The sequence below is a fragment of the Microvirga sp. P4_G7 genome (genome assembly GCF_056401005.1).
The window spans coordinates 1-2,424 of record NZ_JBFUKD010000570.1; the positions used below are offsets into that span (position 1 = coordinate 1).

Annotated in this window: 1 protein-coding gene and 1 pseudogene; one reads left to right on the forward strand and one right to left on the reverse strand. The window is 59.1% G+C overall.

The annotated features are described in order from the left end of the window. Positions 1-1,896 (reverse strand): ABC transporter transmembrane domain-containing protein (locus AC1DT3_RS18040; RefSeq protein WP_477466609.1); only part of this gene is annotated, 1,896 nt, incomplete at its 3' end. A gap of 189 nt (positions 1,897-2,085) precedes the next feature. Between AC1DT3_RS18040 and AC1DT3_RS18045 the strand changes: the two are divergent. Beyond that, positions 2,086-2,424, forward strand: a pseudogene (locus AC1DT3_RS18045) (hypothetical protein); the annotation flags it as partial.

Consider the following 2,424-nt stretch of genomic DNA (forward strand, 5'->3'; position numbering starts at 1 on the left):
GAACAGAGGATGGCCCGCCGGAACCCCTTCGAAGATTTCCGTCATCGTCTCCGCGATCTGCAGCCCCATCTCCGTAAGATCTTCGACGATTCCAGCCCGATCGAGCGTTTGGCGGAAGTCCGGATTTTCGGCGAGATTGCGTCCCGTCATTCGCGTCGACGTCGGCACACCAAAAAGCAAGTTCTCCGCGATCGTCGCCTGATCGTTGTAGCGTCGGATGTCGAAGGGCTCGACCAGGTCGGCATTGCCGTTCGAGTGGAACACGTCGCGCAGGCGATGCCGCGCCTCGACGGTCGTCTCGACGAGGTCGGGATACCGCTCGGGGTCGACGCGTCCCGCAAGACCGAAGCGGTAGAGATCGTTCTGCATCCCGATCGCGTTCATCAATTCGACGATCGTAAGATCGAGACTGTCCGGATCTTTCGCGCCGATCAGATCGTAGTCGATCCAGTCGGACTCGATGTCCTCGTCGGGGTTGCCCGTCCGCAGTGCCTCGGCCACTCGCCGTGCCTCTTCTCGTTTGGACCGGGGCGCTTCGCCGGGACGATACCGCACGCCATAGAGAATGTTGTCTCGGATGCTCCCCGGAAACAGAATCGGATCGACACCCGCATAAGCGAGACGACGGCCGAGGACCGCTGGGGGAAATTGCCGAAGATCGCGGCCGGCGATTTCCACCCGGCCCGTGAAAGACGGGAATTGATGCGCAAGGATGCGCGCCATGAAGCTCGCCGCCGCAGCTCCCTCGGAGATCAGCGCGACATGCGCGGGCAGCTCGATGTCGAACGAAGCGTCTTCGATGATCGTACCGCCATGAGCATCGGAAATCGTGATGTTTTCCGCCTTCATGAGGCCGACGAGCGGGATGTCTTCGGTTTCCTGGATGTCGTTCTCGTTCATCAGGCGTTCGGGTGCGAAATGCTGTACGACCTGATCGTATTTGACCTGCACGTCGAGGCGCTGCTGATCCCAGTCGATCAGCTCCTTCAACGGCGGCGGCAATTCGCGATAGGCGTTGATGACGGCGACGAGCTGACCGATGTCGAGCGTGCCGCGCAAGGCGAAATAACCACCGACAGCGTAGAAGAAGAACGGCGTCATCTGCGCCAGCAGATTGTTCAGGAATTTCACCATGAACTTGCGGTTATAGATCTGCAGACGCAAGTCGAAGAGCGAGAACAAACGGTTGCCGATCTCGGCCTTCTCCCATTTCTGGGAATGATGCACGTGGACGGCCTCGATCCCATCGAGAACCTCGGCAATCCGCCCGGCGAGTTCCCGCGATGCGAGCTGCCGCTGCTTTCCGAGCTTCAGAAGTTCGCGCCGCAGGCGCGGTATCACCGTGAACTGGATGGCGATGACGCCGAGCGCCATCAAGCCGAGGGAGACGTTCTGGACCAGGATGAAGACGAGCGCGGTCAGCGCCTGGAAGCCCAGGAAGACCGGCGTAATGAAAGCGTCCCCGATGAAGCCGCCGATCGGCTCGACCTCGTCCTTGATGATGGTCGCGGTTTCTGAGGACTTGACCGTTCGTAACGCCTCAGGGGTGAATCGAAGCACCATTGAGAAGAGGCTGAAGCGCATTCGGCGCAACATGCGCTCCCCAAGCGCGCCCTTCGCGACGTTGATCCAGTATTTGAACGCCCCGTTGATCAGGACGAAGAAAAGAAACAAGCAGGACAAGCCTAACAGCAGGCCGATGCGGCCGACTTGAATGCCGTCGAACAACTCGATAGAGCCGCCGCCGAGCCAGGAGGGCCAATTGATCGAAAGCTTGAGGAAGGTCGCGGTCTGCTGCCCATCCTTGAAGGCCTGCCCCTGGATGGCCTCGTTGACGATCCGCCGAGGGAGATCCAGCGAGTAGAAGTAAAAAGGCTGTGACGCGAGCACAACCATGCACACGATGAGTTGCTCGCGCTTTGAATGTCGCCAAATATAACGGAAGAGGCTTTTGTCCATTAGAACGCCGATACCATCGATAGTCTCTTGCGCGTTTCCTCTTTCCAGTTTTGAGTGGAGCTTGAGCTCCATCGCCAGCTGGGGCAGACAAAGTTACAAAGTAGCGCTTCTTGTCAATGAGGCGTCATGTGCGTCGTCCAGATGGTAGCCTCGATCGTGGACTTGGAGAAGGGCTCGGCCTTGGCAAAGACTTCAACCCCTCGCCCAGGGACATCTATTCCCCCGGGTGCGAAAGTCCTGATCTACAGCCACGACACCTTCGGGCTCGGCCATTTGCGCCGGTCGCGTGCGATCGCCAACGCCATCGTTGCCGAATGGCCGAATGCTTCAGTCATCATCATCTCCGGCTCGCCCGTCATCGGCAATTTCGAGTTCGGCAGCGGGGTTGATTATATCCGGATTCCCGGGGTCACAAAGTTACCTAACGGCGACTACCGCAGCCTCAATCTCAACACGCCCCTGGAC